At 71.4% G+C, this 25,885-nt stretch carries 21 protein-coding genes and 1 pseudogene; 15 read left to right on the forward strand and 7 right to left on the reverse strand.

Annotated elements, in window-relative coordinates; all coding sequences use genetic code 11:
* Positions 1 to 45 precede the first annotated feature (45 nt).
* Positions 46 to 1,434, forward strand: a complete 1,389-nt coding sequence (locus tag ACGFR9_RS14615; RefSeq protein WP_393207358.1) for a cystathionine beta-synthase — start codon at positions 46 to 48, stop codon at positions 1,432 to 1,434.
* Between the two features lie 320 nt (positions 1,435 to 1,754).
* Here ACGFR9_RS14615 and ACGFR9_RS14620 read toward each other — a convergent pair whose 3' ends face one another.
* Together ACGFR9_RS14620 and ACGFR9_RS14625 are read right to left on the reverse strand one after the other, a co-directional pair.
* Positions 1,755 to 2,177, reverse strand: coding sequence for a hypothetical protein (locus ACGFR9_RS14620; RefSeq protein WP_393207549.1), 423 nt, complete (start codon positions 2,175 to 2,177; stop codon positions 1,755 to 1,757).
* 100 nt (positions 2,178 to 2,277) lie between these two features.
* On the reverse strand, positions 2,278 to 3,960 hold the full coding sequence (locus tag ACGFR9_RS14625; RefSeq protein ID WP_393207361.1) for an LCP family protein: 1,683 nt from the start codon (positions 3,958 to 3,960) through the stop codon (positions 2,278 to 2,280).
* A 271-nt stretch (positions 3,961 to 4,231) separates the two neighbouring features.
* Here ACGFR9_RS14625 and ACGFR9_RS14630 point away from each other — a divergent pair, with 271 nt between their 5' ends.
* Positions 4,232 to 5,074, forward strand: a complete 843-nt coding sequence (locus tag ACGFR9_RS14630) for a MurR/RpiR family transcriptional regulator (RefSeq protein ID WP_393207364.1) — start codon at positions 4,232 to 4,234, stop codon at positions 5,072 to 5,074.
* 81 nt (positions 5,075 to 5,155) lie between these two features.
* Entirely contained in the window at positions 5,156 to 5,740 is a 585-nt protein-coding gene (locus tag ACGFR9_RS14635) for a hypothetical protein (protein WP_393207367.1), read from the forward strand.
* An 11-nt stretch (positions 5,741 to 5,751) separates the two neighbouring features.
* Here ACGFR9_RS14635 and ACGFR9_RS14640 read toward each other — a convergent pair whose 3' ends face one another.
* Positions 5,752 to 7,164: a diaminopimelate decarboxylase gene (locus ACGFR9_RS14640; RefSeq protein WP_393207370.1), complete on the reverse strand. Its 1,413-nt coding sequence runs from the start codon at positions 7,162 to 7,164 to the stop codon at positions 5,752 to 5,754.
* A 131-nt stretch (positions 7,165 to 7,295) separates the two neighbouring features.
* On the opposite strand from ACGFR9_RS14640, the pseudogene hutU reads away from it, so the two are divergent.
* The 4 genes and pseudogenes from hutU to hutI all read left to right on the forward strand — a co-directional run.
* Positions 7,296 to 8,957: pseudogene (gene hutU / locus ACGFR9_RS14645) on the forward strand (urocanate hydratase); the annotation flags it as partial.
* 188 nt (positions 8,958 to 9,145) lie between these two features.
* Positions 9,146 to 10,348, forward strand: coding sequence for an allantoate amidohydrolase (locus ACGFR9_RS14650; RefSeq protein ID WP_393207552.1), 1,203 nt, complete (start codon positions 9,146 to 9,148; stop codon positions 10,346 to 10,348).
* Complete coding sequence (locus tag ACGFR9_RS14655) at positions 10,345 to 11,727, forward strand: formimidoylglutamate deiminase (RefSeq protein ID WP_393207373.1); 1,383 nt, start codon at positions 10,345 to 10,347, stop codon at positions 11,725 to 11,727. The genes ACGFR9_RS14650 and ACGFR9_RS14655 overlap by 4 nt, the downstream gene beginning before the upstream one ends.
* 23 nt (positions 11,728 to 11,750) lie before the next feature.
* Positions 11,751 to 12,920 carry an imidazolonepropionase gene (gene hutI, locus ACGFR9_RS14660; RefSeq protein ID WP_393207376.1) on the forward strand — a complete coding sequence of 390 codons (1,170 nt, stop codon included), beginning with the start codon at positions 11,751 to 11,753 and terminating at the stop codon, positions 12,918 to 12,920.
* A 121-nt stretch (positions 12,921 to 13,041) separates the two neighbouring features.
* On the opposite strand, the gene ACGFR9_RS14665 is transcribed toward hutI, so the two are convergent.
* A complete protein-coding gene (locus ACGFR9_RS14665; RefSeq protein WP_030216349.1) occupies positions 13,042 to 13,956 on the reverse strand; it encodes an RNA polymerase sigma factor SigF in 915 nt (304 codons plus the stop codon).
* Positions 13,957 to 14,208: 252 nt separating this feature from the next.
* On the opposite strand from ACGFR9_RS14665, the gene ACGFR9_RS14670 reads away from it, so the two are divergent.
* Both ACGFR9_RS14670 and ACGFR9_RS14675 read left to right on the forward strand, forming a co-directional pair.
* Positions 14,209 to 14,586, forward strand: a complete 378-nt coding sequence (locus tag ACGFR9_RS14670; RefSeq protein WP_030216351.1) for an STAS domain-containing protein — start codon at positions 14,209 to 14,211, stop codon at positions 14,584 to 14,586.
* A 172-nt stretch (positions 14,587 to 14,758) separates the two neighbouring features.
* Complete coding sequence (locus ACGFR9_RS14675; RefSeq protein ID WP_393207380.1) at positions 14,759 to 15,268, forward strand: ATP-binding protein; 510 nt, start codon at positions 14,759 to 14,761, stop codon at positions 15,266 to 15,268.
* A gap of 169 nt (positions 15,269 to 15,437) precedes the next feature.
* Here ACGFR9_RS14675 and ACGFR9_RS14680 read toward each other — a convergent pair whose 3' ends face one another.
* Positions 15,438 to 16,934, reverse strand: coding sequence for an oligopeptide:H+ symporter (locus ACGFR9_RS14680; RefSeq protein WP_393207383.1), 1,497 nt, complete (start codon positions 16,932 to 16,934; stop codon positions 15,438 to 15,440).
* Positions 16,935 to 17,459: 525 nt separating this feature from the next.
* On the opposite strand from ACGFR9_RS14680, the gene ACGFR9_RS14685 reads away from it, so the two are divergent.
* A complete protein-coding gene (locus tag ACGFR9_RS14685; RefSeq protein WP_393207386.1) occupies positions 17,460 to 18,137 on the forward strand; it encodes a response regulator transcription factor in 678 nt (225 codons plus the stop codon).
* A 41-nt stretch (positions 18,138 to 18,178) separates the two neighbouring features.
* Positions 18,179 to 19,453: an ATP-binding protein gene (locus tag ACGFR9_RS14690; protein ID WP_393207389.1), complete on the forward strand. Its 1,275-nt coding sequence runs from the start codon at positions 18,179 to 18,181 to the stop codon at positions 19,451 to 19,453.
* Positions 19,454 to 19,456: 3 nt separating this feature from the next.
* On the opposite strand, the gene ACGFR9_RS14695 is transcribed toward ACGFR9_RS14690, so the two are convergent.
* On the reverse strand, positions 19,457 to 19,948 hold the full coding sequence (locus tag ACGFR9_RS14695) for a GtrA family protein (protein WP_393207392.1): 492 nt from the start codon (positions 19,946 to 19,948) through the stop codon (positions 19,457 to 19,459).
* A gap of 155 nt (positions 19,949 to 20,103) precedes the next feature.
* Between ACGFR9_RS14695 and ACGFR9_RS14700 the strand changes: the two genes are divergently transcribed.
* From ACGFR9_RS14700 to ACGFR9_RS14715, 4 genes are all read left to right on the forward strand, one after another.
* Positions 20,104 to 21,243, forward strand: coding sequence for a 5-(carboxyamino)imidazole ribonucleotide synthase (locus ACGFR9_RS14700; RefSeq protein WP_393207395.1), 1,140 nt, complete (start codon positions 20,104 to 20,106; stop codon positions 21,241 to 21,243).
* The gene (gene purE, locus ACGFR9_RS14705) at positions 21,240 to 21,764 is read left to right on the forward strand and encodes a 5-(carboxyamino)imidazole ribonucleotide mutase (protein WP_393207398.1); all 525 of its coding nucleotides are present in this window, start codon (positions 21,240 to 21,242) and stop codon (positions 21,762 to 21,764) included. Before ACGFR9_RS14700 ends, purE begins: the two co-directional genes overlap by 4 nt.
* A gap of 5 nt (positions 21,765 to 21,769) precedes the next feature.
* Positions 21,770 to 22,951, forward strand: a complete 1,182-nt coding sequence (locus tag ACGFR9_RS14710) for a dipeptidase (protein ID WP_393207401.1) — start codon at positions 21,770 to 21,772, stop codon at positions 22,949 to 22,951.
* Between the two features lie 208 nt (positions 22,952 to 23,159).
* On the forward strand, positions 23,160 to 24,287 hold the full coding sequence (locus ACGFR9_RS14715) for a dipeptidase (RefSeq protein WP_393207404.1): 1,128 nt from the start codon (positions 23,160 to 23,162) through the stop codon (positions 24,285 to 24,287).
* Positions 24,288 to 24,442: 155 nt separating this feature from the next.
* Here ACGFR9_RS14715 and ACGFR9_RS14720 read toward each other — a convergent pair whose 3' ends face one another.
* Positions 24,443 to 25,786, reverse strand: coding sequence for a UDP-glucose dehydrogenase family protein (locus ACGFR9_RS14720; RefSeq protein WP_393207407.1), 1,344 nt, complete (start codon positions 25,784 to 25,786; stop codon positions 24,443 to 24,445).
* Positions 25,787 to 25,885 lie beyond the last annotated feature (99 nt).

The raw sequence follows: 25,885 nt of genomic DNA on the forward strand, positions 1-25,885 counted from the left end.
GCATCACCACGACGACCACCTCTTTTGCAGCATCCGGAGACAACGGTGCAATTCCACGACTCGATGATCAGCCTCGTCGGCAACACCCCGCTGGTGCGGCTCAACAGCGTGACCAAGGGCATCAGGGCCACCGTCCTGGCCAAGGTGGAGTACTTCAACCCGGGCGGCTCCGTGAAGGACCGCATCGCCCTGCGCATGATCGAGGCGGCGGAGAAGAGCGGAGAGCTCCGGCCCGGCGGCACCATCGTCGAGCCGACCAGCGGCAACACCGGGGTCGGGCTCGCCATCGTGGCCCAGCAGAAGGGCTACAAGTGCATCTTCGTCTGCCCGGACAAGGTCTCCACGGACAAGATCAACGTGCTGCGGGCGTACGGCGCCGAGGTCGTCGTCTGCCCGACCGCCGTTGACCCCGAGCACCCCGACTCGTACTACAACGTCTCCGACCGGCTGGTCCGTGAGACCCCGGGGGCCTGGAAGCCGGACCAGTACTCCAACCCCCACAACCCGCTCTCCCACTACCACTCCACGGGCCCCGAGCTGTGGGAGCAGACCGAGGGGAAGATCACCCACTTCGTGGCCGGCGTCGGCACCGGCGGCACCATCTCCGGCACCGGGCGCTACCTCAAGGAGGCCAGTGACGGCGGGGTGAAGGTCATCGGCGCCGACCCCGAGGGCTCCGTCTACTCCGGCGGCTCCGGGCGGCCGTACCTGGTGGAGGGCGTCGGCGAGGACTTCTGGCCGACCGCCTACGACCGCGAGGTCGCGGACGAGATCGTCGCCGTCTCCGACAAGGACTCCTTCCAGATGACCCGCCGCCTCGCCAAGGAGGAGGGCCTGCTGGTCGGCGGCTCCTGCGGCATGGCGGTCGTGGCGGCCCTGGAGGTGGCCTCCCGGCTCGGCGAGGACGACGTGGTCGTCGTCCTGCTGCCGGACAGCGGCCGCGGCTACCTCAGCAAGATCTTCAACGACGAGTGGATGGCCGACTACGGCTTCCTGGAGGACACCGGCCCCAGCGCCCGCGTCGCCGACGTCCTGAACGACAAGGAGGGCGGCCACATCCCCTCCCTCGTCCACATGCACCCGGACGAGACGATCGGCCAGGCCATCGAGGTGCTGCGCGAGTACGGCGTATCGCAGATGCCGGTGGTCAAGCCGGGCGCCGGTCACCCGGACGTGATGGCCGCCGAGGTCGTCGGCTCGGTGGTGGAACGGGAGCTGCTGGACGCGCTGTTCAGCAAGAGCGCCTCGCTCGACGACCCGCTGGAGAAGCACATGTCCGCGCCGCTGCCGCAGGTCGGCTCCGGTGAGCCCGTCGCGGACCTGATGGCCGTACTCGGCAGGGCGGACGCGGCGATCGTCCTCGTCGAGGGCAGGCCGACCGGTGTGGTCAGCCGCCAGGACCTGCTGTCCTTCCTCGCCGGGACCGGGAAGTGACGGGACGTCGGACGAACGAACGGGCGGACGCCGGCGTGCGGGTGATCCTCGTGGACTTCGCGGAAGTGGTACGAGGGCGTCACGTGCGCGCAGCACTCGCTTAACACGGGTCCGGCAGCTTGGTGGATGTCGGCGGGACGGGAGCGGCTCCCCGTTCCGGCCGGCGGCCATACGGCGTCGAAAGGCCTCCGGAGCGGCTCCCGGACCTCCATGACGCCTCGGACGCGCGGCCCGCATCGACGGGCGCGCGTCCCCTGCGGGGACCGCCGTCGTCCCGACCCCCGGCGACGGGGGTGCGGCGGTCCCCGTGAGCGCTCTCCTCAGTCCTCCCAGTCGTCGTCCCGCGCGGACTCGCGGCGGCCGAACAGGCCCGGGTTGGTGCGTACCGCCTGGACGACGTTGACGCCGACGATGCCCAGCCAGGTGACCAGCAGGCCGGGGAGATGACCGACACCGCCGCCGATCGCGGACAGCGGCACGGCCAGGACCAGCGAGACGATCCCGAAGCCGAAGCGGTCGCCCCAGCTGTCCGTGACCCCCGGCGACCGCGCGTCACGGGCCACCGTCATCTGCCGCTCCGCCACCTGCCGGCGGACCCGGCGCTCCACCGCGCCGTCGATGCGCTGATCGACCTTCTCCAGGAACGAGTCGACCAGTGCGGACTCGTACTCCTCGCCCAGCTCCCTGCGGGCCTGCAGGGAGGCGTGGAGTTCCTTCTTCAGCTCGGTGTCCCGCGCGTCCATTCCCGTCATACGTCCCACGGTAGGCAGCCGGGGCGTCCCCGGCACTGGGGGTAACCCCCGACTCCGCCTCGGGTTCGCCGCCCCGCCGCCCCGGGCGGTGCTACGCCCTGCACATCTTCTCGTCGGCCCGCGACTGGGTGACGTCCACCTTCTTCGGCGCGGCGACGGGGACACCGGCCTTCTGGAAGTCGGGGCCGAGGGTGAGCGTCATCGGTTCCGTGTCCGCGGCGTCCGCCGTGCCCGGCTTCAGCGCCGAGGCGGGCAGACCCATCAGGTCGGCGAGCTTACGGGCCTGGTCCGCCTGGTTCGGCGCGTACTCCAGCCGCGTCTTGGCGACCGTCTTTGGGGCGTTGCCCTTGTTCGAGGACCTGGCGACGTCCTCGACGGTCTGCAGCCAGGTCAGGGTGTCCTGCGCCGCGCCCTGCGGGCCGCCGCCGTTGAAGACGTCGACGCGGACCGCGGACGCCTCGGCCCGGGGGCCCTCCAGCAGTTTCGCCTGCTCGTCCTTGGCGTCCTTCTCCTTCTTCTTCACCTCGGTGAAGGAGACGTCCTCCTGCAGCATGCCGAAGACCTGCGGGGCCTTGACCGGGTCCAGGACGACGGTGACGGGCGTGGGCTCGGCCGGGTTGTCCCGCACCGGCAGGGTCATCAGGGTGATGTTCTTCAGGTCGATCCTGCCGAGTTCCTTGGCGAGGGTGAGCAGCTTGCTCGGGCTGCCGATGCCCTTGTCGACGGTGAGGGACTTGGTGGCCGCGTCGGCCACATCGAGCATCTTCGACGGGCTGTCCAGCGTGTCCTCCTTCAGCTGGCGGATCATCGAGGCGACGAACTTCTGCTGCATCTCGATCCGGTCCAGGTCGCTCTCGTTCTTGAGACCGTGCCGGTTGCGCAGGAACGAGAGCGCCTCCTCGCCCTCGACGGTGCTCTCCCCGATCGGCAGATCGAGCCCGGAACCGCCGTCCAGGTCCTTGATGGGCTTCTCCAGGCACACCTCGACGCCGCCGACCGCCGTGGACAGCGTCTTGACCGCGTTGAAGTCGAACATCATGAAGTGGTCGACCTCGAGACCGGTGACCTCCTCGACCGTGAGCATGGTGCAGCCGGGATCGCGGCCGCCGACGCCGTAGGACTCGTTGAACCTGGTGGGGGTCGTCGAGCCGGGTATCTCCTTGGTGGAGCCGTCGGACTGCCTGGACTCGCAGTCCGGGATGTCGATCATGAGGTCCCGGGGGATGCTCATCACCGTCGCGTTGCTGCGGTCCCCGGCGACATGGAAGAGGAGCGTGGTGTCGGCGTGGCCGGTGACGTTGGTCCGGTTGCCGTAGTCCTCGTTGCCCTCGCCGGTGCGTACGTCGTTGCCGATGATCAGCAGGTTGACCGGCCCGTCCGCCAGCACCGTGTCACTGCCCACGTCGCCGATGTCGACGGTGTTGATGTTGCCGTAGAGGCGGTCGTACCAGTAGTAAGCGAACGCCGATCCCCCGACGAGGACCAGGCCCAGAACACCCCCCGTCCACATCAGCGCCCTCCTTCTGCCGCTCCGCCTCGGCCTGCGCTTGTGGTGGCCCGGAGTCTCCTCCTCGGCGGGCGCGGTACGGCGGCCGCGCTGGCCGGGGACGCGGGCGGGCGCGGGCGCCGCGGAGTCGGTGGCGGGCTCGCGGGGTGCCGTCGGCGGCTCCGCGGGACCGTTCAGCCGCAGCTCGTAGTCACCGGTCCGCGGATTGAGCACCCACTGGTCGGCGGGATCGGTTCCGTCCGCCCGTCCACGACTCTGTGCGTCCACGCCTCTACCCGTCCTCCGTCGGATGCCCCATGGGTCGCTCACACCTCAAGGCGCTCTGTTGTTCGATGAGTTACGCTAACCGGCCCGTTCGGGACGCGGGCGATTCCGTAGCAGAATCGTCAAGTTCCGGATCTGTCGCCGAAGCGGGCACAGAGTGTGATCCCCGCCCGTCGCGAGGTGCGGACGGAGCGGCTCCGCCGTCCCGCCTGTATAACGGTATGCAGGAGTTTTGCCGGATGAATGGGTTGAGGCGGCGAGGGGGATCCACGTCATGAGCGGCACCGAGAGCCCTGCCGCGCGCCTTCAGGCGCTCTTCGAGGGGCACCGGCTGACACCGACCCAGCGGCGGATCGCGCACAGCATGGTGCGCCGCGCGGCCGATGTGCCGTTCCTGTCCAGTGTGGAGCTGGCCGAGCTGGCCGGGGTCAGCCAGCCGTCGGTGACCCGGTTCGCCGTCGCCCTCGGCTTCGACGGCTATCCCGCGCTGCGCCGGCGGCTGCGCGAGGTCGCGCCCGCCGAACCCGCGCCGGAGACGGGCTCGTGCAACGAGTACCAGCAGGCCGTCGAGGCCGAGATCGAGAATCTGCGGCATCTCGCGGAGGTGCTGGCCGACCCCGCGCCGGTGCGGCGGGCCGGGCGGCTCCTGGCGGAGAGCCGGCCGCTGCCGGTGCTGGGGCTGCGGGCCGCGGCGGCCCAGGCACACGGGTTCGCCTACTTCGCCGCCAAGGTCCATCCGGACGTACGGCTGCTCAACGAGGGCGGCACGATGCTCCTCGACCGGATCGACGCCGCCGCGCGGGCCGGGGCGGGCGCCCTGCTGTGCTTCGCGCTGCCCCGGCACCCCCGCGAGGTCGTCGACGCCCTCGCCCACGCCAGACGGGCGGGGCTGACCGTGGTCACCGTCGCCGACTCCCCGTTCGCACCGGTCGCCAAGGTGTCCGACCTGCTGCTGCCCGCCGCCGTCGGCACCGGCCTCGCCTTCGACACGGCGTGCGCGCCGATGCTGCTGGGCCGGGTGCTGCTGGAGGCGATGTGCGACGGACTGCCCGACGCGCAGGCCCGCCTGGAGGAGTTCGACACGAAGGCGGCGGCACGCGGGCTGTTCGTGGACTGAGCCGGCCGCGCTCTCAGACTCGTCTCACCTTGCGGCGCTAACCTCCCGTCTCCGAATGCAGTGAGAGACGGGAGGCCGGACGTGACGCGTGGAGGACAGGGACTGGCCAGGGTGGCCGTCGTCGTACGGGCCGGGGCGGCGCCCCTGTGGTGGCTCGGGGTCGTCGCGGCGGGCGCCGGGGTGCTGCCGCCGGGACTGACCGGGCGCCGGATCGGTGTCCTCGCGGGCGCCGCGCTGTTCCTCGTGGCCGCGGCCGTGGTCGCGTACGCGCGGCGGGGACGGTATCGCGCGCCCGCCCGCTCGGCGGCCCGCGCGGGCAAGCACGACATCCTTCAGGACCGAGCGGTGACCGTCCGCAACTGGCGCCGGGGGCACCGCTGGTGGCTGCTCCTCGCCTTCCTCGCCGCGCTGGGCACGTCGTTCGCGGTACCCGCCGCGGGCGGACTGCTGCTCGCCGGGTGCGGGGCGGGCCTGTGGCTGAAGGCCGCCTGGATCGGCCGCCTGGAGCAGGCCGGCGAGGCGCTGCTGTGGGTGCGCGTCGACTGGCTGACACCGCGGGCGGGCCGGCCCGCCGGCAGGACGGTCAAGGGCTACCGCACGACCGGCGTCGCGGCCGGCGACGCCGCCCCGGGCGGCGCCCGCCGCCGGACGCCCGCCCTGGTCTGAGGCGCCGAGCTCTACCCGATCAGGGCGTCGGTGTGGGCGGCGCCCGACTCGGCGACGATCTCCTCGATCGTCTGCGGGGTGCGTACGGTCGCGAACGCGATGTCTCCCGTCCCCGTCGGGGTGAAGCCGTAGACGCCCGGGCGGGGGAGGGAGTTGTAGGCGTAGTGGTGGGCGAAGTAGTACGCGCCCGTGTCCAGCGCCGCCGCGTGGTCGCCCTGCTCCAGCAGCGGCAGTGACTGCGCGCGGGCGAGCAGGTCGCCCGCGAAGCAGGCCGGCCCCGCCACGTCCTGCACCACCGCCGGGCCCTCCTTGCGCCGCCCCTTCGCGTCGTACGCGGCGATCCTGAGCGGCCAGGACTGAGGCGCGTACACCGTCCGCGTCGCCACCTGCACGCCCGCGTGCGTCACCGCGACCGGGCGTCCGCCCGCGCTCTTGGCGTACTCCACGCGTGCGACCACCGTGCCGTGCTTCGCCAGCAGCGACCGGCCGAACTCCGTGACCAGCCCGTACCGCCCGTCGAACAGCCCCGGCACCGTCTCGCTCAGCAGCCGCGCGTACTGCCCGTACGTCGGGCTGCTCGCCTCCGAGGCGAAGTTCACCGGCAGCCCGCCGCCGATGTCGATCGTGTCGACCTGCCGCCGCCCCGCACGCCGGTTGATCTCCTCCGCCAGCGCGTACGTCTCCGCCGCCCCGCGCGCCATCATCGTCAGCGCGATGCCCTGGGAGCCGGTGTGCGCGTGCAGCCGGGTCAGCCACGGCCGGTCCAGATACGCCTGTACGACCCACTCCCGCGCGCCCTCGTCACGCAGCGCCACCCCGAACTTCGAGGTCGCCGTCGCCGTGGACAGCGCCTCGATGGAACCCCCGCCGACCTGCGGGTTCACCCGGATACCGAGAGGAGAGCGGGAGCCGCCCGCCGCCATCAGGGCGTCGAGACGGGCCAGCTCCTGCGGGTTGTCCGCGTTGACGGCGATGCCCAGCGCGAGCGCCTCCCGCAGCTCCGCGTGTGTCTTCGCCGGCGAGTCGAGGACCGTACGCTCCGGCTCCACCCCCGCCGCGCGCGCCAGCGCCAGCTCACCCGGGCTGGCCACCTCCGCGCCGATGCCCTCCGCGCGCAGCAGCCGCAGCACCGGCACCAGCGGGCTCGCCTTCACCGCGAAGGCGTGCAGCACGGGCGTGCCCGGTGCCGTCACCGCGTCGAACGCCGCCCGCAGCTCCGCCGCCGACTCGCGGATGCCCGTGACGTCCAGCAGACCCACGAGCGGGTTGCCGTCGTCGAGCAGCCCCTGCTCCACGGCGGCCCGCACCGCCTCGTCCCGCCGGGCGGCCCGCCCGTCGGCGTACGGGTCCACCTCGTCCGTCCTGCCGCCGTCGTGAGCCACCGCGTCCCCCGTCCCCTGGGCGTCGTCCATGTCCGTGCGCATGAACCCAGCCAAACACCCCTCGTACGGCGGCGCCGACCCGCCCCCTCCTTGACTAGGTCTATTCAGCTGACGAGGATGTGAATATCCGCAGTACTCGTCCGCAGCACCGTCCGCAGCACAGGAGGCAGACCATGTCCGGACCCCGCCCTGTCCGAGCGCCGCGCGGCACCGAACCGAGCGCCCTGGGATGGCAGCAGGAGGCCGCCCTGCGGATGCTGCAGAACAACCTCGACCCGGAGGTCGCCGAACACCCCGACAAGCTCGTCGTCTACGGCGGCACCGGGAAGGCGGCCCGTGACTGGCGCTCCTTCGACGCGATGGTGCGGACCCTGCGCACCCTCAAGCAGGACGAGACGATGCTCGTCCAGTCCGGCCGCCCCGTCGGTGTCATGCAGACCCACGAGTGGGCGCCGCGTGTCCTCATCGCCAACTCCAACCTCGTCGGCGACTGGGCCAACTGGGAGGAGTTCCGCCGCCTGGAGGCCCTCGGCCTGACCATGTACGGGCAGATGACCGCCGGCTCCTGGATCTACATCGGCACCCAGGGCATCCTCCAGGGCACCTACGAGACCTTCGCCGCCGTCGCCGCGAAGCGGTTCGGCGGCACCCTCGCCGGGACGATCACGCTCACCGCCGGGCTCGGCGGCATGGGCGGCGCCCAGCCGCTCGCCGTGACCATGAACGACGGCGTCGCGATCTGCGTCGACTGCGACCCGCGTGCGATCGAGCGCCGCATCGAGCACCGGTACCTGGACGTGAAGGCCGACTCGCTCGACCACGCCCTGCGGCTGGCCGTCGAGGCCCGGGACCGGCGCAGGCCACTGTCCATCGGGGTCCTCGGCAACGCCGCCGAACTGGTGCCGCGGCTGCTCGCCATGGGCGCGCCCATCGACATCGTCACCGACCAGACCTCCGCCCACGACCCGCTGGCGTACCTGCCGCTGGGCACGGCCTTCGAGGACATGGCGGACGCCGCAGTGAAGGACCCGGCCGGTTTCACCACCCGGGCCCGGGAGTCCATGGCCCGTCATGTCGAGGCGATGGTCGGCTTCCAGGATGCCGGTGCGGAGGTTTTCGACTACGGCAACTCGATTCGTGGGGAGGCGCAACTCGCCGGTTACGAGCGGGCGTTCGCCTTCCCCGGGTTCGTGCCGGCGTACATCCGGCCGCTGTTCTGCGAGGGGAAGGGCCCCTTCCGGTGGGCGGCGCTGTCGGGTGATCCGGCGGACATCGCGAAGACCGACAAGGCGATCCTCGAACTGTTCCCGGAGAACGAGTCCCTGGCGCGGTGGATCAGGCTGGCGGGGGAGCGGGTGCACTTCCAGGGGCTGCCGGCGCGGATCTGCTGGCTGGGGTACGGGGAGCGGGACAAGGCCGGGGAGCGGTTCAACGACATGGTGGCGAGCGGGGAGCTGGCCGCGCCGGTCGTGATCGGGCGGGACCATCTGGACTGCGGGTCCGTGGCCTCGCCGTACCGGGAGACCGAGGCGATGCTGGACGGGTCGGACGCGATCGCCGACTGGCCGCTGTTGAACGCGATGGTGAATGTGGCGTCGGGGGCGTCGTGGGTCTCCGTCCACCACGGTGGGGGTGTCGGCATGGGGCGGTCGATCCACGCGGGGCAGGTGACCGTCGCCGACGGGACGGCGCTGGCCGGGGAGAAGATCCGGCGGGTGCTGACGAACGATCCCGGGATGGGTGTCATCCGGCATGTCGATGCCGGATACGACATCGCGGAGTCGGTGGCGGGCTCGCGGGGCGTGCGGGTGCCCATGCGTGAGGGTGAGTCGGCGTGAGCGACAGCGGCTCTTCGGCGGGGGAGGGGGCATCGTCGCCGCCCGCGGGTTCGGCTGTGCCCACCCGTTCCGCCCTGCGGAACGACTGCCCACAGCCTGGGCGGGGGGACGGTTCGCAGGCTTGGCGGGGTGGTGGCCGGGGGGCTGGAGCTGGTTCGGGTCTCGGCGTGGCTTCCTTTCACGAGATGTGGGCTCAGTTGCGGCCCATCGGGCGCCATGCCGCCTCCGGCGGCTACCGGCGGTTCGCCTGGAGTGAGGCCGACGCCGACTGCCGGGGCTGGTTCGAGGAGCAGGCGCGCAGCCGCGGGCTGGCCTATGAGGTCGACCGGAACGGGAACCAGTGGGGGTGGGCCGGGGATCCGACCGCTGGGGACGCGGTCGTCACCGGGTCGCATCTTGACTCCGTTCCCGATGGCGGGGCCTTCGACGGGCCGCTCGGGGTGGTGTCCGCCTTTGCCGCGCTGGATGAACTGCGGCGGCGAGGTGCGCGGTTCGTCAAGCCCGTCGGGATCGTCAACTTCGGGGACGAGGAGGGTGCCCGGTTCGGGCTTGCCTGTGTCGGGTCCCGGCTCACCGCCGGCGCGTTGACGGTCGAGCGGGCCCACCGGCTCACCGACGCGGACGGCGTCACCCTCCCGCGGGCCATGGAGGCCGCCGGCCACGACCCCGACGCCCTCGGCCCCGACCCCGGACGGCTCGACCGCATCGGCGCCTTCGTCGAACTCCACGTCGAACAGGGCCGGGCCCTCGACCTGTCCGGCGACCGCGTCGGCATCGCGTCCGCCATCTGGCCGCACGGCCGCTGGCGGTTCGACTTCCGGGGCGAGGCCAACCACGCCGGCACCACCCGGCTCGCCGACCGGCGCGACCCGATGCTGCCGTACGCCGAGACCGTCCTCGCGGCCCGCCGCGAGGCCGAACTCGCCGGCGCCGTGGCCACCTTCGGCAAGATCGCCGTCGAGCCCAACGGTGTCAACGCCATCCCCTCCCTCGTACGCGGCTGGCTCGACTGCCGCGCCGCGGGCCAGGAGAGCCTGGACACCGTGGTCGAGGCCGTACGGGAGGCCGCCCGCGCCCACGCGCGGAAGCACGGCGTCACCCTCGACGTCGAACGCGAGTCCTTCACCCCAGTCGTCGAGTTCGACCACGCCCTGCGCGACGAACTCGCCCGCATCCTCGCCGGCGACACCGGCATCGAGGTGCCCGTCCTCGGCACCGGCGCCGGACACGACGCCGGAATCCTCTCCGGACGCGTCCCGACCGCCATGCTGTTCGTGCGCAACCCGACCGGCGTCTCGCACTCCCCGGCCGAGCACGCCACCGAGGACGACTGCGTGGCCGGAGTCCTCGCCCTCGCCGACGTACTGGAAGGACTGGCCTGCACGTGACTGCCAACCCGCGGACGTACTGGCTGGAGCACGCCTGGCTCGGCACCCTCCCCCAAGCTCTCGGCTCCGCTCGGGCAGGGGGGACCCCCATCGAGCCGGGCGTCGCCGTCGAGGTCCGGGACGGCCGCATCACCGTCGTCCGCGCCGACACCCCCGCCCCGCCGCCCGGCGCCGAGATCCTGCGCGGACTGACCCTCCCCGGACTGGCCAACGCCCACAGCCACGCCTTCCACCGCGCCCTGCGCTCCACCGTCCAGGTCGGCTCCGGCACCTTCTGGACCTGGCGCGAGACCATGTACGCCACGGCCGGCCGCCTCACCCCGGACACCTACCACGCCCTCGCCCGCGCGACCTACGCCGAGATGGCGCTGGCCGGCGTCACCGCCGTCGGCGAGTTCCACTACGTCCACCACGCCCCCGGCGGCACGCCCTACGCCGACCCCAACGCCATGGGCGAGGCGCTCATCGAGGCCGCCGCCGAAGCCGGAATCCGCATCACCCTCCTCGACACCGCCTATCTCTCCTCCGGCTTCGGACAGCCGCCCACCGTCCACCAGCTCCGCTTCTCCGACGGTGACACGGACGCCTGGGCCACACGCTGTTCCGTTCTCAAGGAACGGGATCACGCACGGATCGGAGCGGCGGTCCACTCCGTCCGGGCCGTGCCGGCGGAGCAGCTGGCCACCGTGGCCCGGTGGGCCGAGGAGCGGCGGGCCCCGCTCCATGTGCACCTGTCCGAGCAGACCGCCGAGAACGACGCCTGCCGCGAGGTCCACGGCTGCACCCCCGCGCAGCTCCTGGCCCTGCACGGCGTCCTCGGCCCGCGCACCACCGGCGTCCACAACACCCATCTCACCGCCGAGGACATCGCCCTGATCGGCGGCAGCGGCACCGGCACCTGCATGTGCCCGACGACCGAACGCGACCTCGCCGACGGCATCGGACCCGCCGCCGCGCTGCAGAACGAGGGCTCGCCGCTCTCCCTCGGGTCCGACAGCCACGCCGTGATCGACCTGTTCGAAGAGGCCCGCGCGATGGAGCTGGACGAGCGGCTGCGCACCCGCACCCGGGGGCACTGGACGGCCGCCGCGCTGCTGCGGGCCGCCACCGTCGACGGACACGCCGCCCTCGGCTGGGACGACACCGGCACCATCGAGGCCGGTGCGCGCGCCGACCTCGTCACGATCGCCCTCGACTCGGTCAGAACAGCGGGGCCACTGCCCGGACTCGGCGCCGAGACGGCCGTATTCGCCGCGACAGCGGCCGACGTACGGCACACGGTCGTGGGGGGCCGGCACGTCGTACGCGACGGGGCGCACACGCTCGTACCCGATGTGCCCGGAGCTCTCGCGCAGGCCGTCGAAGCACTGCGCGCCTGACGACCACCCATGAGGACGCCATCATGAGCAGCACCGTCATCAGCGACATCGCCACGCTGGTCACCAACGACCCCTCCCTCGACGGCTCTCCCCTTGGACTGGTCCGGAACGCGGCCGTCGTCATCGAGGGCGACCGCGTCGTGTGGACCGGTGAATCAAGCAAAGCACCCGCCACTGACAACCGGGTCGACGCGGGCGGCCGGACCGTCCTGCCGGGCTTCGTCGACTCCCACTCCCACCTGGTCTTCGCCGGTGACCGCACCGAGGAGTTCAACGCCCGTATGTCGGGCCGCGCCTACGGCGCCGGCGGCATCCGTACGACCGTCGCCGCCACCCGCGCCGCCGCCGACGCGGAACTGGAGGCGAACCTCGTCCGTTTCCTCGACGAGGCGCTCCGCCAGGGCACCACGACATTCGAGACCAAATCGGGCTACGGCCTGACGGTCGAGGACGAGGCCCGCGCCCTGCGCCTGGCCGCCCGCCACACCGACGAGGTCACCTACCTCGGCGCGCACATCGTGGCGCCCGAGTACGCCGAGGACCCGGCCGCCTATGTGGCCCTGGTCACCGGCGAGATGCTGGACGCCTGCGCGCCGCACGCCCGCTGGATCGACGTCTTCTGCGAGAAGGGCGCCTTCGACGGCGACCAGGCCCGCGCCGTCCTCACCGCGGGCAGGGCCAAGGGCCTGCACCCCCGTGTCCACGCCAACCAGCTGTCGTACGGCCCCGGGGTCCAGCTGGCCGTCGAGCTCGACGCTGCCAGTGCCGACCACTGCACCCACCTCACCGACGCCGACGTGGACGCCCTCGCGGCCGGGAGCACCGTCGCCACCCTGCTCCCCGGCGCCGAGTTCTCCACCCGTGCCGACTGGCCGGACGCCCGCAGGCTGCTGGACGCGGGGGTCACGGTCGCGCTGTCCACCGACTGCAACCCGGGCTCCTCGTTCACGTCCTCCGTCCCCTTCTGCGTCGCCCTCGCCGTACGGGACATGGGGATGACACCGGACGAGGCCGTCTGGTCGGCCACGGCGGGCGGTGCCGCGGCCCTGCGCCGCACCGACATCGGCCGGCTGACCCCGGGCGCGTACGCCGATCTCACGCTTCTCGACGCCCCGAGCCATGTCCACCTCGCCTACCGGCCCGGAGTGCCGCTGGTCGCGGGGGTGTGGCGGCGGGGCGTACGCGCGGTGTGAGCCGCGCGGCGGCCCGCGGACGGCCCGAAGGGGGCGGTCCGTCCGCGGACCGCCCCCTGGAGGACGAGCGTCACCCGGTGAGGAGGGAAACAACGACAAAGAGGGGAACAAACGGTGAGGATCACTCCTCGAGCGTGAGCCCCCTGCGCAGTTTCACCAGTGTGCGTGAGAGCAGGCGGGAGACATGCATCTGGGAGATGCCCAGTTCCTCGCCGATCTCCGACTGGGTCATGCCCGCGACGAACCGCAGGGACAGGATCTTGCGGTCGCGCGGCGGCAGTTCGGCGATCAGCGGCTTCAACGACTCGACGTACTCGATGCCCTCGAGCCCGTGGTCCTCGTAGCCGATCCGGTCCGCCAGCGCACCCTCGGCGTCGTCCTCCTCCGGCTGGGCGTCCAGCGAGGAGGCGGTGTAGGCGTTGGACGCCGCCATGCCCTCGACGACCTCGTCGTTGCTGATGCCCAGGCGCTCAGCCAGTTCGGCCACCGTCGGCGCGCGGTCGAGCTGCTGAGCCAGCTCGTCACCGGCCTTGGCCAGGTCGAGCCGCAGCTCCTGAAGCCGGCGCGGTACGCGCACGGACCAGGAGGTGTCGCGGAAGAAGCGCTTGATCTCGCCGATGATGGTGGGCATCGCGAAGGTGGGGAACTCCACACCGCGCGCCAGCTCGAAGCGGTCGATCGCCTTGATCAGGCCGACGGTGCCGACCTGGATGATGTCCTCCATCGGCTCGCTGCGCGAGCGGAACCGGGAGGCGGCGAACTTGACCAGGGCGAGGTTCAGTTCGACGAGCGTGTTGCGTACGTACGAGTACTCGTGGGTGCCTTCCTCCAGCGACTCGAGGCGCTCGAAGAGGGTCTTGGACAGAGCCCGCGCGTCGACCGGGCCCACCTCGTCGTACGGGGGAATCTCCGGGAGTCCGGCGAGTAGGTCGTCCGGGACGACACTCGTGTCGCCCTGTTCGATGGGATCCAGATGTTCCGGAGGGAGTGTCGACGTCGCTTTCGGGGTAGGCGATGCGTCGAGCCGGGGTGACATGATGTCCTCCATCGTTCTCGGCATATGGCTGCCGAAGCCGATACGTGCACTGCGGTGTGCGGCGCCTCCAAAGCCGGCCGTGGTCGGTTACGTGTTCTTACTAGCCCTACCCGCTTTCCTGAGCCGACCGCAAGTGCATTGTGTTCACATATGTCCGTTTGTGCGCGATTGTTCGGCTGTCGGAGCGTGGCAGGAAGGCGTAATGTTCGGGGACGTCAGCAGGCAGCCATCAGGTCGGGAGAGAGAGACGGCATGGACCGCGGGACGGTCGGCAGCGCACAGTCGGGCCGGCTTCTGGTCGAGGTGCGAGAAGAGGGCCCCAGTGCCGTCGTGACTCCGGCGGGTGAGTTGGATCACCACACCGCCGATCTGTTGCGCGAGCCGCTGGAGGACTGCCTCGCCAAGGGATTCAAGCGGCTTGTCATCGACTGCTCCCGGCTGGAGTTCTGTGACTCCACGGGGTTGAACGTGCTGCTCGGTGCCCGGCTGAAGGCCGAGGCGGCCGGAGGCGGGGTCCATCTCGTGGAGATGCAGCCCGTCGTCGCGCGCGTCTTCGAGATCACGGGAGCGGACGCGGTGTTCACCGTCCATGACACGCTCGAGGCGGCGCTGGCCGACGATTCCGCGTGACCCGCGCGGGCAGGCCCGTCCTTTCGTACGGATACGGATACGGGGGTGTCCCCACGGTCCGTCCGGGCAGGAGACATCCTGAACGTGCCGGACGGGCCGTGCGCGCGTGACGACGGGACGGGTACGGAGACTCTTGAATCGTGAACTGGTGACACGGTGAGGTGAAGCGCTGATGAGCACCACCCGGCCCTATTCGCCGGGCGACCGCGGTCCGGAACCCGGCGGCGCTTCCGAGACGTCCGGGGGAGACGCGCCGGCGGAGGCCACGAGTGGCGGGCAGGTACGCCGGCTGAGTTTCGACGGCCAGAGCGGGGTCGTGCCGCTCGCCCGGGACTTCACCCGCCAGGCGCTGTACGCGTGGGGGTGGCTGCCGGCCGCCACCGCGGACCAGCGGGCCGCCGCGGAGGATGTACTGCTGGTCGTCTCCGAGTTGGTCACCAACGCGTGTCTGCATGCGGAGGGGCCGGATCATCTGGCCATCACCTGTGACAGGAAGGTGATCCGGCTCGAGGTCACCGACCGGGGGTCGGGGCAGCCGGCCCCGCGCACGCCGCACCGGGCCGGGCGGCCGGGAGGACACGGCATGTTCATCGTGCAGCGGCTGTGCCTGGACTGGGGCGTCGTCCGTTCGCCGGACGTGGCGGGCAAGACGGTCTGGGCGGAACTCGGCGCACCGGCCTGAGGGTTTTCCTGGCCGAGACTCAGCCTCTCCGGCGTTTGAGGAGCGGGGTCTGGGGCGGAGCCCAGTTTCGGGACTGGACTGGACGGGGCGGCGGGGGCGAAAGACCACAACAACCGAAGGGCCCCGCATCCCATCCGGATGCGGGGCCCTTCGGCCAGAGCGCAAACGCTCAGCGCACGTCGCCCATCAGCGCCTTCACCCTGTTGCGGTACATCCACACCGCGATGCCCGCGAGTACCGCGAGGCTCGCCTCCATCACGACGATCCCCGTCTTGTCCAGATCGACGCCCGCGATGGACAGCAGCCCCGTGGTCGCGTCACCGGCGGTGACCGCGAGGAACCACACACCCATCATCTGCGAGGCGTACTTCGCCGGCGCCATCTTCGTCGTCACCGACAGGCCCACCGGCGACAGCAGCAGCTCACCCACGGTCTGCGTGAAGTAGATCGCCACCAGCCACAGCGCCGCCGCCTTGTGACCGCCCTCGGCGATCGACAGCGGGGCCAGGAAGAGGAAGAAGGAGACACCGACCAGCACCAGACCCGACGCGAACTTCACGATCGTGCTCGGCTCCTTGCCGCGCCGGTTCAGCGCCAGCCAGACCCACGCGAAGACCGGAGCCAGCGCCATGATCAGGACCGGGTTGACCGACTGGTACCAGGAGACCGGGAAGTCCCAGCCCAGAACGCTGTTCTCGGCAGACGAGTCGGCGAAGAGCGACAGGGTCGAGCCGCCCTGGTCGTAGATCATCCAGAAGATCGCGGCGGCGACGAAGAACCAGATGTACGCGGACATCTTCGACTGCTCGGCGCGGTCCAGGTCCTTGTCGCGCTTGATCCGGGCGATCACCATCACGGGGACGATCACACCGAGCAGCGTCAGCGGGACCAGGACCCAGTTCAGGGTGTAGTTGCCGGTGAGGCCGACGACGGCGTACGCGACGACCGCGATGCCCGCCCAGAACGCGGACTTGCGCAGCGTGGACGACTTCTCCGCGGCCGACAGCGGCTTCGGGACGACGCTGGAGCGCGCGTCCAGGTGACGGCTGCCCAGCAGGAACTGCGCCACACCGAGACCCATGCCCAGCGCGGCGAGCGCGAAGCCCAGGTGCCAGTTCACGTTCTCACCGATGGTGCCGATGATCAGCGGCGCGGCGAAGGCACCCAGGTTGATGCCCATGTAGAAGACGGTGAAGCCGCCGTCCCGGCGCGGGTCGTCCGGGCCCTGGTAGAGCTGGCCGACCATCGTGGAGATGTTGGCCTTCAGCAGACCGGAGCCGATGGCGACCAGGCCGAGGCCCGCGTAGAAGGTCCCGGAGGACGGCAGGGCCAGCGTCAGGTGGCCCAGCATGATGATGCCGCCCGCGATGGCGACGGTCTTGCGGGGACCCCAGACACGGTCGCCGAACCAGCCGCCCGGCATCGTCAGCAGGTACACCAGCGAGAGGTACACCGAGTAGATCGCGGTCGCGGTGCCCGCGCTCAGCCCCAGGCCGCCCGGAGCGACGAGGTACAGCGGGAGGAGGGCCCTCATGCCGTAGTAGGAGAAACGCTCCCACATCTCGGTCATGAAGAGAGTGGCCAGTCCGCGGGGGTGGCCGAAGAAGGTCTTCTCGGATCCGGGGGTGCCCGGAGTGACCGAGTCCTTCGTCAGGCTGGACGCCATGGTCGTTCCTTGCTGGTCGGGACGCGTCGCGCGAGCGTGTACGCGCCCGGTGGGGGGAGGCCGGCACCGGCAGGTCCGTACCGTCCACCCCACGCCCGAGGGGGGCCGCTCCCGGTCGGGGAGCGGTGGACGGCGACCACCGGGATCCACGCCTCTACGCGCGTCAGTGCGCGAGGAGGCCCGGCCACAGGTCATTCCTTCCGGGGCCGGCGAAGAAGCCGGCCCGCACACAAAGGAGACCCTCGGCGTCGACTGCGCCAAAGGTCCCCGTGGTGCAACAGGCGTTGATTCACCATACGGCAGGACAGTGCCGGATATGGAAGGACTTGAGACACGGATCACAGGCTTTGATGGAACCGTGATCACTCATTCGAAGGTCTGTCCCAGGATCGCACCCCACAGCCGCAGGTGCGCGCCAAGGGCACCGCAGACCGCCGCAGGGTGAGAAACGGGTATGCCGGAGGTAAGAGTCAACGCCCGCGATCACACCCCGGGCCCCTCGACGGCGGGTCTACCATCACTGACATGACCCGTGTACTGCTCGCCGAGGACGACGCGTCCATCTCGGAGCCGCTGGCCCGCGCCCTGCGCCGGGAGGGCTACGAAGTCGAGGTCCGTGAGGACGGACCCGCCGCGCTCGAGGCCGGAATGCAGGGCGGCGTCGACCTGGTGGTGCTGGATCTGGGGCTGCCCGGCATGGACGGCCTGGAGGTCGCCCGCCGGCTCCGCGCCGAGGGGCACACGGTTCCCCTGCTGATCCTGACCGCCCGCGCCGACGAGGTGGACACGGTCGTCGGCCTCGACGCGGGCGCCGACGACTACGTCACCAAGCCGTTCCGGCTCGCCGAACTGCTGGCCCGGGTCCGGGCCCTGCTGCGGCGCGGCGCCGCCGAGCCCCAGCAGCCGCCCGCCACCCACGGCGTGCGGATCGACGTCGAGTCGCACCGGGCCTGGATGGGCGAGGAGGAGCTCCAGCTCACCGCCAAGGAGTTCGACCTGCTGCGGGTCCTGGTACGGGACGCGGGCCGGGTCGTCACCCGCGACCAGCTGATGCGCGAGGTCTGGGACACCACCTGGTGGTCCTCCACCAAGACCCTCGACATGCACATCTCGTGGCTGCGCAAGAAGCTGGGCGACGACGCGGCCAACCCCCGCTACATCGCCACGGTGCGCGGCGTGGGCTTCCGCTTCGAGAAGAGCTAGCCGAATCCCCTCGGGGTTCCCGTCCGGACGATGAAGAGGACATGCGCCGCCGTCTGATCCAGTCCACGCTCGCCGTGGTGCTTGTCGTGATCGCCGTCTTCGGTGTCTCCCTGGTACTCGTCGAGACCCGCACCATCAGCGACAGCGCCCGCGAGCGGGTGGAGTCCGAGGCGGTACGGCTGGCCAGCATCGTCGACAGCAGGCTGCTGGTCGAGGACAAGGTCACCGCCGAGATCATCAGCGACCAGGTCACCGGGGACCGGTACGCCGTCATCCGGATCCCCGGCAAGCCGCCCATCGAGGTCGGCACCAAGCCGGACGGCGACGTCATCAGCGCGACGGCCCCCGGCGAGGAGGGCGAGACGGTCACCGTCCAGGAGCCGCGCTCCTCGGTGACCCGGGAGGTCGGCCGTACGCTGCTGATCATCGGCCTGGTGGCGCTGCTCGCGGTGATCGCGGCGGTGCTGCTGGCGATCCGCCAGGCCAGCAGGCTCGCCTCCCCGCTGACCGACCTCGCGGAGACCGCCGAGCGGCTGGGCTCCGGTGACCCCCGCCCCCGTCACCGCCGCTACGGCGTGCCCGAACTGGACCGGGTCGCGGACGTACTGGACCGCTCCGCCGAGCGCATCGCCCGCATGCTGACCGCCGAACGGCGCCTCGCCGCCGACGCCTCCCACCAGCTGCGCACCCCCCTCACCGCGCTGTCGATGCGCCTCGAGGAGATCACCCTCACCGACGACCCGGACACGGTGAAGGAGGAGGCGACGATCGCGCTGGCACAGGTGGAGCGGCTGACGGACGTGGTGGAGCGGCTGCTGACCAATTCCCGTGACCCGCGCACCGGCTCCGCGGTCACCTTCGACCTCGACGAGGTGATCCAGCAGCAGCTCGCCGAATGGCGCCCCGCCTACCGCAGCGCGGGCCGTGCCATCGTGACCTCGGGCAAGCGGCAGCTCAGGGCGGTGGGCACGCCGGGCGCGGTCGCCCAGGTGCTGGCGGCGCTGATCGAGAACTCGCTGATGCACGGCGGCGGCACGGTCGCCCTGCGCACCCGCGTCACCGGCAACCAGGTCGTCGTCGAGGTCACCGACGAGGGCTCGGGCGTCCCCGCCGAACTGGGCGCGAGGATCTTCGAACGGGCGATCAGCGGCCACAACTCCACCGGCATCGGCCTCGCCGTCGCCCGTGACCTGGCGGAGGCGGACGGCGGCCGCCTGGAGATGCTTCAGGCCAGTCCGGCCGTCTTCGGCCTGTTCCTGTCCCGCACCCCGCCGCAGAAGTCCCCGGACGACGAGTACCGCCGCACGGTGCGCTGACGCCTACGGCACGCGCTGTGCCGCGCGGGAGCCCTCGGTCGCCGCGTCCACCTGGTCCGGTTTGCGGGCCGACGGCAGCGCGCGGAAGACCCAGGTGCGGTACGACCAGAAGCGGAACAGGGTCGCCACCCCGATGCCGACGAACTTGAAGATGTTGCTCTGCAGCGGGGTGTCCCAGCCGAAACCGTACGTCGCCGTGTACAGCACGCCGTTCTCGATCACCAGGCCGACCGCGCTGAACAGCAGGAACAGCGTCATCTCCCGGGTGCGCCCGGACTTGTCGCGGTCCCGGTAGGCGAAGTAGCGGAAGCCGATGTAGTTGAAGACGATCGCCACGATGGTGGCGATGACGCTCGCCCGCACCACCTGGAGGTCGGTCCAGTGCCGGACCAGGTTGAACACGCCCAGGTTGACCAGTACCCCGGCTCCGCCCACGGCGCCGAACTTGGCCACTTCCCGGAAGAACCGTCGAAGCCCCGAGGAACCACGTTCCATCGTCTGCCGGCTCCTGTCCGTCGAATGCGTCAACCCAATCATGCTAACCACCCGCGCGCGCGATCTTCCTGCCGACGCCGTCGGCGGTGCGCGGTACTTCCCGCCCGGTGGGTGCGGAATCGGCCACCGTGGCGCGGGCCGATACCCTGGGGGACGTGACGTTCCCGGTAGTCGGCATGGTCGGCGGTGGCCAGCTCGCTCGTATGACACACGAGGCGGGCATCCCGCTCGGCATCAGATTCAAGCTTCTCAGTGACACTCCGCAGGATTCCGCGGCGCAGGTCGTCGGCGAGGTCGTCGTCGGCGACTACCGCGACCTGGAGACGCTGCGCGCGTTCGCGCGCGGCTGCGATGTGATCACCTTCGACCACGAGCATGTGCCCACCGAGCACCTGCGGGCCCTGGAGGCGGACGGCATCCCCGTCCGCCCGGGCCCGGACGCGCTGGTGCACGCCCAGGACAAGGGCGTGATGCGCGCGAAGCTCGACGCGATCGGTGTGCCCTGCCCGCGGCACCGCATCGTCGCCGACCCCGAGGACGTGGCCGCGTTCGCGGCCGAGGGGGAGGGCTTCCCCGTCGTCCTCAAGACGGTCCGCGGCGGCTACGACGGCAAGGGCGTGTGGGTCGTCGACTCGGTGAAGGAGGCCGCCGAGCCGTTCAAGGCGGGTGTCGCCGTCCTCGCCGAGGAGAAGGTCGACTTCGTGCGCGAGCTCGCCGCCAACGTGGTCCGCTCCCCGCACGGCCAGGCCGTCGCCTACCCGGTCGTGGAGTCGCAGCAGGTGAACGGCGTCTGCGACACGGTGATCGCGCCCGCCCCCGGCCTCGAGGAGGAGCTCGCGCTGCGGGCCGAGGAGATGGCGCTGAACATCGCCAAGGAACTCGGCGTCGTCGGACATCTCGCGGTGGAGCTGTTCCAGACCCGTGACGGCCGCATCCTCGTCAACGAACTCGCGATGCGCCCGCACAACTCCGGACACTGGTCCATGGACGGCGCGATCACCTCCCAGTTCGCCAACCACGTCCGCGCCGTCCTCGACCTCCCGCTCGGCGACCCCCGCCCACGCGCGAAGTGGACGGTCATGGTCAACGTCCTCGGCGGCGACTACCCGGACATGTACTCCGCGTACCTGCACTGCATGGCCCGCGACCCCCAGCTGAAGATCCACATGTACGGCAAGGACGTGAAGCCCGGCCGCAAGGTGGGCCATGTCAACACCTACGGCGACGACCTGGACGACGTGCTGGAGCGCGCCCGTCACGCAGCCGGCTACCTGAGAGGCACGATCACCGAATGAGCCCAGTTGTCGGCATCGTCATGGGGTCGGACTCCGACTGGCCCGTCATGGAAGCGGCGGCCAAGGCCCTCGACGAGTTCGAGATCGCCTACGAGGTCGACGTCGTCTCCGCGCACCGCATGCCCCGTGAGATGATCGCGTACGGCGAGCAGGCCGCTGACCGGGGCCTCAAGGCGATCATCGCCGGCGCGGGCGGCGCCGCCCATCTCCCCGGCATGCTCGCCTCGGTGACCCCGCTGCCGGTCATCGGCGTGCCCGTACCGCTGAAGTACCTCGACGGCATGGACTCGCTGCTCTCCATCGTGCAGATGCCGGCCGGTGTCCCGGTCGCCACCGTCTCCGTCGCCGGGGCGCGCAACGCGGGCCTCCTCGCGGTCCGGATGCTCGCCGCCCACGACGAGGAACTTCTCGGCCGGATGCGGGAGTTCCAGCAGGAACTGAACGACCAGGCCACGGAGAAGGGCAAGCGGCTGCGGGCCAAGGCCGAGGGTTCGGCCGCCGGCTTCGGCTTCGGGAAGTGACACGGATGACCTCCTCACTGGACCGGGCCCGGGAACTGCTGCGGGAGTTCCCCGTCGTCGACGGACACAACGACCTGCCGTGGGCCCTGCGCGAACAGGTCCGCTACGACCTCGGTTCCCGCGACATCGCCGGCGACCAGTCCGCCCATCTGCACACCGACATACCCCGGCTGCGGGCCGGCGGGGTCGGCGCGCAGTTCTGGTCGGTGTACGTCCGCGCGGATCTGCCCGACGCGGTGCCGTCCACGCTGGAACAGATCGACTGCGTACGGCAGTTGCTGGCCCGTCATCCGCAGGAGCTGGCGCCGGCGCTGACCGCCGCCGACATGGAGGCGGCGCGCGCCCAGGGCCGCATCGCCTCCCTCATGGGCGCCGAGGGAGGCCACTCCATAGCCAACTCCCTCGGCACACTGCGGGGGTTGTACGACCTCGGCGTCCGCTATCTGACCCTCACCCACAACTACAACGTGGCGTGGGCGGATTCGGCGACCGACGAGCCCGGTGTGGGCGGACTGTCGGCCTTCGGCCGTGAGGTGGTCCGGGAGATGAACCGGCTGGGCATGCTGGTCGACCTCTCCCATGTCGCCGCGACGACCATGCGGGACGCGCTGGACGCCACGTCCGCGCCGGTGATCTTCTCGCACTCCTCCGCCCGCGCGGTCTGCGACCACCCGCGCAACATCCCCGACGACGTGCTGGAGCGGCTGCCCGCCAACGGGGGCGTCGCGATGGTGACGTTCGTGCCGAAGTTCGTGCTGCAGGCGGCCGTCGACTGGACCGCCGCGGCGGACGAGAACATGCGCGCGCACGGCTTCCACCACCTCGACACCACCGCCGAGGGCATGGCGGTGCACCGCGCCTTCGAGGAGACCCACCCGCGCCCGGTCGCCACCGTCTCCACGGTCGCCGACCATCTGGACCACATGCGCGAGGCCGCCGGCGTCGACCACATAGGCATCGGCGGCGACTACGACGGTACGGCCTTCACCCCCGACGGCCTCGACGACGTCTCCGGCTACCCGAACCTCATAGCGGAACTCCTGGACCGAGGCTGGTCGAAGCCCGACCTGGCCAAGCTCACCTGGCGGAACGCGGTACGGGTCCTGTCCGCGGCGGAAGACGTGGCCAGGGACCTCCGGACCACTCGGGGCCCGTCCAACGCGACCCTGGAGTCCCTGGACGCCTGAAGAGCCCCTCCGGCACCCCCAGCCCCTCCGGCGTTCGAGGAGCGGGGTCCGGGGCGGAACCCCGGGACGGGACGGGAAGGGGCGGCGGGGGCGAGAACCAACCGTGGGACGCCCCCGTACCCCCGAACGCCCCATCCACCAGGAACCCCACCCCCGCTCCGTGCGAACGTGACCGTACCGCCGAGGTCACGACCGTACGGAGCCCGCCATGGCCGATCTCCAGGACGACCTGCACACCGCCGCCGAGATCGGCCGCGTAGACGTCCCGTACCCCGAGGAAGCCGTCCTCGTGGAGCCGGACACCTTCGAACCCGTCTCCGACCCGGACGCCGACCCCCTCACCCGCGCCCACGCCGTCCTGGCGGCCCACCCCGTGGCCGACGGCTACAACGGCCTGCCCCAGACACTCCGCCGCCTCTCCTGGTACGACCTCGCCCTCGGCGAGAGCGCGGTCGAGACGGACGTACCCCGCCTGCGCGCGGGCAAGGTGGGCGCGATGTTCTGGTCCCTCCACCTCCCCGACGGACTCGCCCCGGACAGGGCCGTGGCCGCCACCCTCGACCACCTCGACCTCGCCAAGACGGTCGTCGCCGCCCACGGCGAGGACCTGTACCCCGCCCGCACCGCCGGCGAGGTCGCCGACGCACGCAACCGCGGCCGGGTGGCCGTCCTGTTCGGCCCCGCGGGAGCCGCCGCCCTCGGTGACTCCCTCGGTGTGCTGCGCTCGCTGCACACCCTCGGCCTGCGCGTCCTCACCCTCACCGGCGTCTCCTGGGCGGGCCCGGCGGGACTGACCCGGTTCGGTGAGGAGACCGTCCGCGAGATGAACCGGCTCGGCATGATCGCCGACCTCTCGTACGCCTCGGAGCCGACGATCCGCCGTGTCCTCACCCTTTCCAAGGCGCCCGTGCTGTTCAGCCGCTCCGCCGCGCGTGCGCTGCGCCCGCACCCCGCCAACCTCCCCGACGATCTGCTCGCGGACATGGCGAGGACCGGGAGTCTGTGCATGGTGCCGTTGGCCGCGGAGCAGTCCGGTCCGACCGTCCGCGACGTCGCCGACCAGCTCGACCACATTCGTGGGGTCGCCGGGCCGGAGTGTGTCGGGCTGTCCGGCACATACGACACCGGCGGTGCGTGTACGCAGGAGTTGGCGGACCCCTCCTGCTATCCGAGGCTGATCGCGGAGCTGCTGCGGCGGGGCTGGGAGGAATCGGACGTGGCCCTGCTGACCTGGGGCAATGTTCAGCGGGTGCTGCGGGGGGCCGCGTTTGCCGCGCACGCGGTTCAGCAGCGCCGGGCTCCGTCGACGGCGACCGTCGAGGAACTGGACCGCTGAGGGCCCGAGCGCTGCTCGGAGTGCCCCTTCGGGGGTGCTTCCCGCCCGGCGTCTTTGGCCCGCCGGCCCACCGGGGTCCGGCCGGGTGGGGCAGAATGGGGCGGTGCGCCGGTTCGGCCGACTGAGCCTCGGCCGAACCGGCGCCACCCGTTCCGTCAGGCGGTGGGGCGGCCCATCGCGCGGTAGCGCCAGCCGGCCCGGCGCCACACCTCCGGGTCGAGCGCGTTGCGGCCGTCCAGGATCAGCCGGTCCGCGGCGACCTCGCCCAGCGCCGCCGCGTCCAGCTCGCGGAACTCCCGCCACTCCGTCAGATGCAGGACGACGTCCGCGCCCCGCACCGCCTCCAGCGCCGAGCCGGCGTACCCGAGGGTCGGGAAGAGGCGGCGGGCGTTGTCCATGCCCTTGGGGTCGTACACCGTGACCTGGCCGCCCTGCAGATGGATCTGCCCGGCCACGTTCAGCGCGGGGGAGTCCCGGACGTCGTCCGAGTCCGGCTTGAAGGTCGCGCCCAGTACCGCCACCCGCTTGCCGAGGAACGCCCCGCCGTCCAGCGCCTGCCGGGTGAGCTCCACCATCCGGCCCCGCTGGCGCATGTTGATCGAGTCGATCTCCCGCAGGAACGTCAGCGCCTGGTCCGCGCCCAGCTCACCGGCGCGCGCCATGAACGCCCGGATGTCCTTCGGCAGACAGCCGCCGCCGAAGCCGATCCCGGCCCGCAGGAACTTCGCGCCGATCCGGTCGTCGTAGCCGATGGCCTCCGCCAGCTTGGCGACGTCACCGTCCGCGGCCTCGCACACCTCGGCCATCGCGTTGATGAACGAGATCTTGGTGGCGAGGAAGGAGTTCGCCGAGGTCTTCACCAGCTCCGCGGTCGCGAAGTCGGTCACCACGAACGGCGAGCCCTCCTCGATCGGGGTGGCGTACACCTCCCGCAGCAACTTCTCCGCCCGCTCACTGCGCACGCCCACCACGAGCCGGTCCGGGTGCAGGGTGTCCTGCACGGCGAAGCCCTCGCGCAGGAACTCCGGGTTCCACGCCAGCTCCGCGTCCGCACCGGCCGGGGCGTGCTCGGCCAGATACGCGGCCAGCCGGTCCGCCGAGCCCACCGGCACCGTCGACTTGCCCACGACCAGCGCGGGACCCCTCAGATGCGGGGCGAGCGAGGCGATCGCGGAGTCGACGTACGACATGTCGCAGGCGTACTCGCCGTGCCGCTGCGGGGTGTTCACGCAGACGAAGTGGATGTCCCCGAACTCGCCGAGCTCGGCCCAGTCCATGGTGAAGCGCAGCCGCCCGCTGGACCCCTCGATCCCGGCGACATGCCTGCGCAGCAGCTCCTCCAGCCCCGGCTCGTACATGGGGACCTCACCGCGCCGGAGCTTGTCGATCTTCTCCGGTACGACATCGAGGCCCAGTACCTCGAACCCGAGCTCCGCCAGGGCCGCCGCGTGGGTCGCGCCGAGATAACCGGTCCCGATCACGGTGATCTTGAGGGCCATGGGTGCTCCAGAGGTATACGGCGAGCAGTGCGGGCCCGAGCATAACCGGGGGCCCGGGAACGCCCGCGCGGGGCTGTCGCCCAGCTCACCTATCCACAA

Source organism: Streptomyces sp. NPDC048584 (genome assembly GCF_043199595.1).
Lineage (GTDB): Bacteria > Actinomycetota > Actinomycetes > Streptomycetales > Streptomycetaceae > Streptomyces > Streptomyces edwardsiae.

What these genes read in the sequence shown, in the direction of transcription:
- hutI (WP_393207376.1), top strand. Translation starts at nt 11,751, where the DNA reads ATGAGCAGCACCGTCATCAGCGACATCGCCACGCTGGTCACCAACGAC.
- ACGFR9_RS14650 (WP_393207552.1), top strand. Translation starts at nt 9,146, where the DNA reads ATGTGGGCTCAGTTGCGGCCCATCGGGCGCCATGCCGCCTCCGGCGGC.
- ACGFR9_RS14690 (WP_393207389.1), top strand. Translation starts at nt 18,179, where the DNA reads ATGCGCCGCCGTCTGATCCAGTCCACGCTCGCCGTGGTGCTTGTCGTG.
- ACGFR9_RS14675 (WP_393207380.1), top strand. Translation starts at nt 14,759, where the DNA reads ATGAGCACCACCCGGCCCTATTCGCCGGGCGACCGCGGTCCGGAACCC.
- ACGFR9_RS14630 (WP_393207364.1), top strand. Translation starts at nt 4,232, where the DNA reads ATGAGCGGCACCGAGAGCCCTGCCGCGCGCCTTCAGGCGCTCTTCGAG.
- ACGFR9_RS14670 (WP_030216351.1), top strand. Translation starts at nt 14,209, where the DNA reads ATGGACCGCGGGACGGTCGGCAGCGCACAGTCGGGCCGGCTTCTGGTC.
- ACGFR9_RS14720 (WP_393207407.1), bottom strand. Translation starts at nt 25,786, where the DNA reads ATGGCCCTCAAGATCACCGTGATCGGGACCGGTTATCTCGGCGCGACC.
- purE (WP_393207398.1), top strand. Translation starts at nt 21,240, where the DNA reads ATGAGCCCAGTTGTCGGCATCGTCATGGGGTCGGACTCCGACTGGCCC.
- ACGFR9_RS14620 (WP_393207549.1), bottom strand. Translation starts at nt 2,177, where the DNA reads ATGGACGCGCGGGACACCGAGCTGAAGAAGGAACTCCACGCCTCCCTG.
- ACGFR9_RS14665 (WP_030216349.1), bottom strand. Translation starts at nt 13,956, where the DNA reads ATGTCACCCCGGCTCGACGCATCGCCTACCCCGAAAGCGACGTCGACA.
- ACGFR9_RS14680 (WP_393207383.1), bottom strand. Translation starts at nt 16,934, where the DNA reads ATGGCGTCCAGCCTGACGAAGGACTCGGTCACTCCGGGCACCCCCGGA.
- ACGFR9_RS14710 (WP_393207401.1), top strand. Translation starts at nt 21,770, where the DNA reads ATGACCTCCTCACTGGACCGGGCCCGGGAACTGCTGCGGGAGTTCCCC.
- ACGFR9_RS14715 (WP_393207404.1), top strand. Translation starts at nt 23,160, where the DNA reads ATGGCCGATCTCCAGGACGACCTGCACACCGCCGCCGAGATCGGCCGC.
- ACGFR9_RS14640 (WP_393207370.1), bottom strand. Translation starts at nt 7,164, where the DNA reads ATGCGCACGGACATGGACGACGCCCAGGGGACGGGGGACGCGGTGGCT.
- ACGFR9_RS14685 (WP_393207386.1), top strand. Translation starts at nt 17,460, where the DNA reads ATGACCCGTGTACTGCTCGCCGAGGACGACGCGTCCATCTCGGAGCCG.
- ACGFR9_RS14695 (WP_393207392.1), bottom strand. Translation starts at nt 19,948, where the DNA reads ATGGAACGTGGTTCCTCGGGGCTTCGACGGTTCTTCCGGGAAGTGGCC.